General features: G+C 65.2%; 6 protein-coding genes. 4 read left to right on the forward strand and 2 right to left on the reverse strand.

Annotated features, from left to right (window positions below; translation table 11 throughout):
* On the reverse strand, nucleotides 1–833 hold an 833-nt coding region (locus tag ACEQXV_RS10540; protein ID WP_370269075.1), incomplete at its 3' end, for an acetoin utilization protein AcuC.
* A 153-nt stretch (nucleotides 834–986) separates the two neighbouring features.
* On the opposite strand from ACEQXV_RS10540, the gene ACEQXV_RS10545 reads away from it, so the two are divergent.
* The 3 genes from ACEQXV_RS10545 to ACEQXV_RS10555 are packed head-to-tail and all read left to right on the forward strand — an operon-like array spanning nucleotide 987 to nucleotide 2,610.
* Nucleotides 987–1,430, forward strand: coding sequence for an NUDIX hydrolase (locus ACEQXV_RS10545; protein WP_370253108.1), 444 nt, complete (start codon nucleotides 987–989; stop codon nucleotides 1,428–1,430).
* Nucleotides 1,431–1,488: 58 nt separating this feature from the next.
* Nucleotides 1,489–1,950 (forward strand): DUF1178 family protein, encoded by a 462-nt coding sequence (locus ACEQXV_RS10550; RefSeq protein WP_370253109.1) that lies wholly within the window; start codon nucleotides 1,489–1,491, stop codon nucleotides 1,948–1,950.
* A 3-nt stretch (nucleotides 1,951–1,953) separates the two neighbouring features.
* Entirely contained in the window at nucleotides 1,954–2,610 is a 657-nt protein-coding gene (locus tag ACEQXV_RS10555) for an SDR family oxidoreductase (RefSeq protein ID WP_370253111.1), read from the forward strand.
* On the opposite strand, the gene ACEQXV_RS10560 is transcribed toward ACEQXV_RS10555, so the two are convergent.
* Entirely contained in the window at nucleotides 2,604–5,051 is a 2,448-nt protein-coding gene (locus ACEQXV_RS10560) for a glycosyltransferase family 2 protein (RefSeq protein WP_370269078.1), read from the reverse strand. The genes ACEQXV_RS10555 and ACEQXV_RS10560 overlap by 7 nt on opposite strands.
* A gap of 353 nt (nucleotides 5,052–5,404) precedes the next feature.
* Between ACEQXV_RS10560 and ACEQXV_RS10565 the strand changes: the two genes are divergently transcribed.
* On the forward strand, nucleotides 5,405–5,622 hold a 218-nt coding region (locus ACEQXV_RS10565), incomplete at its 3' end, for a hypothetical protein (RefSeq protein ID WP_370269079.1).

The following is a 5,622-nucleotide window of genomic DNA, read 5'->3' on the forward strand; positions in this document are numbered from 1 at the left end:
AGGGCAAGGCGCGAAAGGGGGTCTTCCTCGACCGCGTCGGCCCCGCATTGCAGCACGATGGCATCGGGACGGAAGGCGGACAGCGCCGGCAGGATCAGGCCGTCGCGGATCAGGGCCATTTCGCTGTCATTGAGCCCGCGCGGCACGGGCAGGTTGAAGCAGTTGCCGCCGCCGTCATCGTCAAGCGCCCCGGTGAAGGGCCAGCGGCGATCCTCGTGCACGGAGACAAGCAGCGTGTCGGCATCGCCCGCGAAGCCATGTTCCACCCCGTCGCAGTGGTGGGCGTCGATATCGACATAGGCAATGCGGGCGGCGCCCGCGCGGCGCAGCGACAGCATCGCCAGCACCGGATCGTTAAGATAGCAGAACCCGCCCGCGCGGTCGGGGAAGGCATGATGGGTGCCGCCGCCGGGGTGATAGATCACCCCGCCATGGGCCAGAAGCTCGCCCGCCAGAAGCGAGGCCCCGGCAGCCGTGGCGGGGCGGCGGAACATTTCCGCGTAGACCGGGTTCGACACGGTGCCGATCCCGTGGCGGTCGCGCGTGGCGGCGTCCACCTCCTGCCGCGCTTCGGCCTCTTGCAGGGCGTCGAGGTAGTCGGCTGTGTGCCAGATCGTGAGCGCGGCGGGCTTGGCGCGGGGGCTGCTGCGATACTGGCCCGGTCCCAGCCAGCCCAGGGCGCGCGACAGGTCCATCACCGTCGAGACGCGCGGCACGCGCAGCGGGTGATGGGGGCCATAGGAGGAATGGCGATAGATCTCGGATCCGAAGAAGAGCGGCCTGGGCCCCGGGGGGCTGTCAGGAGCGGGTCTGTGGGGGGTATCGGGCAACATCTTGACGAAAGACTTCGCCCCCCGGAGGATGATTTCAAGCCCCGATGTTTGTTTCCGCTGGATTTGTCGTTAGATTGGGAACAAGAGCAGAAATCACAGCAGGAAAAGACCAGTTACCGCCAGATGGGCACGTTCCGCACATATCAATCCCCCATGCGCCTCGACGGGGCGGGCAAACGCGACCCGCGCACGCAATTCGCCGCGCTGCCCTTCCGCCGCCGCAAGTCGGACGTGGAGATCTTGCTGGCCAGCAGCCGCGATACCGGGCGCTGGATCATTCCCAAGGGCTGGCCGATGGATGGCAAGACCCCGGCAGAAGCCGCCGCGCAGGAAGCCTGGGAAGAGGCGGGCATTCGCGGCGTGGTCAGCGAAACCTGCGCGGGCTTCTATTCCTACATGAAGAAGATGCCCGATGGCGAAAGCCAGCCCTGCATCGTCGCGGTGTTCCCGATCGAGGTGCGCAAGCTGGACGAGGACTACCCCGAGGCAGGGATGCGCAAGCTCAAGTGGTTTTCGCTGCGCAAGGCCGGCGCGCGGGTTGAGGAGCCCGAGCTCAAGCGCATTATCCGCAACTTCTCACCAGGCAAGTATATGTGATCGCTGCGACGGCGCGGGGGCTTGATTCCGCATTGGCGAAGATTACTGTTCTGCAATCATGATCCGATACACGCTCAGATGTGCCGAAGGGCATCAGTTCGACAGCTGGTTCCAGTCCGCCGAGGCTTTCGAGGCGCTGGAGGGGCGGGGCATGCTGTCCTGTTCCGTCTGCGGCGGGTCGAAGGTTGAAAAGGCGATGATGGCGCCGGGCGTGGCCACCAAGGCCACCAAGGACGGCAAGCCCGAGGCTGCGCCGGGCCCGGTGGCCGAGCGCCCGCCCTCGCTGAGCGAGCCAGTGCATCCGCTGGAACACGCGATCAAGGCGATGCGCAAGCACGTGGAAGAGAACTCGACCTATGTGGGCGGCAATTTCGCCCGCGAGGCACGGGCCATTCACCTGGGCGAAGCGCCCGACCGGCTGATCCATGGCGAGGCCAATGCCGAGGAGGCCAAGTCGCTGATCGACGATGGCGTGCCGGTCATGCCGCTGCCCTTCCTGCCCAAGAACCGGAGCACCTGAGCCATGCGCATACTTGTCACCGGGGCGACCCGCGGGATCGGGCTGGAACTGGTCAAGCGGCTGTCGGCACGGGGCGATGACGTGCTGGCCACCGCGCGCGATGGCGAAGCGCCGACCGGGGACCGCTGGGACCGGCTGGACGTGACCGACGAGGCGAGCGTCCGCGCGCTGTCGGCCCGGCATCCGGACCCGCTGGACCTGCTGGTGTGCAATGCGGGCGTGTATCTCGACAAGCTGCACCAGCTGGAGGACGGCTTCCCGCCCGAAATGTGGGCCGAGACCTTTGCCGTCAACGTGACCGGCGTGTTCCTGACGGTGCAGGCCTTCCTGCCGCAGCTGCGGGCCGCCAAGGGGGGCAGGATCGCGATCATCGGCTCGCAGATGGGCAGCGACACGCGCGCGCCGGGCGGGTCGTTCATCTACCGCGCATCGAAAGCGGCGGTGCTGAACCTGGGGCGCAACCTCGCGGCGGAGCTGCTGCCCGACGGGATTTCCGTGGGGGTCTATCACCCCGGCTGGGTGCAGACCGACATGGGCGGCACGGCCGCCGATATAACGGTTGCGGACTCCGCCCTGGGGCTGATCGCCCGCTTCGACGAGCTGAGCCCGCAAACCACCGGCTGTTTCCTGACCTGGGACGGGCGAGAGCACCCTTACTGAGCGGCCACGTCCTCGGCGCGCGGCAGGTCGCCCTCGACAAATTCGCGCAGCTCCGGGTCCTCCAGCTGCATCTCGATCGTGCGCAGCGCGCTGTCCAGCGTGGCCCGGTGCAGCGCGGCCAGATCGGCGTCCTTCAGCATTTCGTCCATTTGCCCCTGAAGGTCGCCCGAGCGGATCGAACTGTCTTCGCAGGCATTGAGATCGAAGCGATCCCAGTAGTCCATGTCGATGCGGCCCTTGTCCTTGGAATTGGCGGTGCCGCGCAGGCGCTTGAGCAGGAATTCCTCGCGGCTCTTGATCGCGTAATGGTTCATCTGCGCGAATTCGTAGGACACGATATCCTTGTTCGAGCGCCAGCCCTTGCGCATGTACTGTTCGCCGATGAACTGCCCTGACGCGTTGACCCACATGACCTGCCGGTCATGGATTTCGACCTTCTTTTCGAACCGGGGGCGGTGGACCCCGAAATAGTCGAAGCTGGCGGGGCGGAAGAGCGTCTTGAAGCCCCAGATGAGGCCGTTTTCCGGCTCCACCACGTTGCAGGCCCGGGTGAAGCGGCGGGTGACGGGCTCTGGCATCATGTGGCGGTGTCCGGCGGAGCCGAAGAGCCGCCAGTTGACGGAAATCGCCTCGGCCTCCTCCGGGCAGGCGGCGATCAGGTCATCGACCGTGCCCGCGCCAGCATGCACGTTCAGAAACTCGTCGGCATCCGCGATCAGCACCCAGGAGGCGTCCCGCACCACGTCCATCTGGTTGGCCCGGCTATAGGCGCGGCGCTGCGGGTCCATGCGATGCCCGATGGGGTTGTCGAAGTGGTGCACGATCCCCATCGCGTCGAGCCGGTTGAGGATGAGATTGGTGCCATCGGTGCAGTCGTTGGAAAACAGCACGAAATCGTCGAAGCCGAGATTGCGGTAATGGGCGATCCATTCCAGCAGGTATGGGCCCTCGTTCTTCATCGTCGAACAGACCACCTTGCGCCCGTTGCCGGGGAAGGGGGGTGACAGGCGGGGGCGCAGGGCCGGGGACTGCGGCGCTGTTTCGGCGGCGGGGGCCGGGCCAGGGGAAGAAGGGGCCTGCGCGGCGTCTTCGTGCACGGGCTCGCCCGCCTCGTCGAGCGTTTCGCCCGTCCGGCGGGCTTTCTGGATCAGCGCAAGCAGCCGGGCGCGGGTTTCGGGCTTGAGATCGGGGGCGGGGGGCGGGCTGTCCATCCTGGGCTTGTCCTTGCGTTCGCCGGTGTCGAGATCGACCCCGGTCAGCTTGGCCAGGTCCTCGGCATCGTCGGCATCCTGGCGCCGCTCGGCGTTGCGGATCCCGGTCGAGCGGGCGATCATCTTGGCAATAGTCTTGTTGGGCACCCCGTCGGCCTGCATCTTCTTGACCAGGGCCTGCGTGTCCTTGGGCAGGTGCTGGGTGAAGAGCACCTCGTCGAGTTGGTCGATGCGCACCGCGCCCGCTTCGCGCAGGTCGCGTACCCAGTCATCGTATTCCCCGGTATGGCGCAGCTGGTCGACACGCGCGGCATGATAGGCCAGCGCCTTGTCCTGCAAGGCGGCGAGCGTCTTGTCCTTGAGCATCTTGTCCATCAGCGCCTTGACCTTTGGCGCATGGCGCGCGGCGCTGACGGTGGGTTCCTGCTCATTGCGGTCGAAGATCGAGAAATAGGAGGCGTTATACTTGTCCTCCTTGTTGTTCACGTTGCCGCGCAGGCGGCGCAGCAGGTAGGCCTCGTAGCTTTTGACGGCGTAGTGGTTCATCTCGACGAAGTCGTAAGACAGCGTCGGCCCGGTCGAGCGCCAGCCGCTTTTCTTGAAGCTTTCGGTCATCGGCTTGCCGCCGCCATTGACCCATTTGAGCGCCAGCAGCGCCTCGACCTGGCCCTCTTTCGAGGCCTTGTGCTTGATCGAGGGGCGGTGGATGCCGAACTTCATGTCGGGGAAGGGGCGCACCATCGACTTGACGCCCCAGCCCTTGCGGAACCGGTCGGGCGCGCCGTGGGTGTAGCTTTCGATCACCAGTCCCGGCCGCCAGTCGAGCACGTCGTTCGAGCCGTAGAAGCGCCAGGTGATGATGATCCCTTCCGCATCATCGGGCACGGCGTCCACGAGTTCCTGCACCGTGCCATCGCCCAGCTTGATGTTCACGAACTCATCCGCGTCCATCGTCAGGACCCATTCGCTGTCGGTCACATCCTTGTTCTTGCCTGCCAGCCACAGCGCGTGGGGCTGCGGTTTCTTGCCCTTGGGCACGTCGTTGCGGAAGTGCTTGCAATAGCCAAGCTCCTGCAAGCGGATCAGCATGTCATCCGTGCCGTCCTGGCAGTTGTTGGTGTAGACGCAGATATTGTCGAAGCCGATGAGGTGATGATAGGCGACCCACTCCAGCAGGCAGTGGCCCTCGTCCTTCATCATCGACAGGATCGTATACCTGTTCTTCGGCATGAACTGCCCCCTGGGCTGTGCCCTGCTACTCGTATCCTCGTGCCGGAGGATCGGGCCCCCGGTCTCGTTCGTTGCGCCGATTAAACCTCAACGCCGCCCAAAATGCGAGAGCTGCGTGGAGATATCCTTAAGATAAAGGGAAAAAGCTGCGCGTTGCCAGGGCGATAGGTTCGCGGGCGTGCGCGCACAAGATGTCCATCACAATAACTTGTGTGCAAAAATGCGAAGCTTCTGTCTGCCCGGATCGGCGTTTTGGCCGCCGATGCAGGGGCCTATCTGACCTTTCACAAGGCGGGTCGCACCGCCGCCCATATCGCAAGAAACATCAAGATCGCACCTGAAAGGAAAGACCCATGAAAACCCTCGCGCTCTCCACCGCCCTCGTTGCTGCCCTTGCCGCCCCGGCCGCTTTCGCCAGCGACAGCCTCGCCCGGTCCATCGGTGTCGAACCCGGCGCCTACACCACCGCCGAGCTGATCCAGCTGCGCCAGGCGATGGAAGAAAACAACCAGCCCATCGTTCACTTCATCCTGAATGGCGGCTCGAACCCGACCGACGCCTCTGTGGCCTA

Source organism: Nioella sp., assembly GCF_964229645.1.
Classification (GTDB): Bacteria; Pseudomonadota; Alphaproteobacteria; order Rhodobacterales; family Rhodobacteraceae; genus Nioella.

Excerpts from the sequence above, each read along its gene's own strand:
- ACEQXV_RS10555 (WP_370253111.1), top strand. The coding sequence starts at position 1,954 with ATGCGCATACTTGTCACCGGGGCGACCCGCGGGATCGGGCTGGAACTG.
- ACEQXV_RS10560 (WP_370269078.1), bottom strand. The coding sequence starts at position 5,051 with ATGCCGAAGAACAGGTATACGATCCTGTCGATGATGAAGGACGAGGGC.
- ACEQXV_RS10550 (WP_370253109.1), top strand. The coding sequence starts at position 1,489 with ATGATCCGATACACGCTCAGATGTGCCGAAGGGCATCAGTTCGACAGC.
- ACEQXV_RS10545 (WP_370253108.1), top strand. The coding sequence starts at position 987 with ATGCGCCTCGACGGGGCGGGCAAACGCGACCCGCGCACGCAATTCGCC.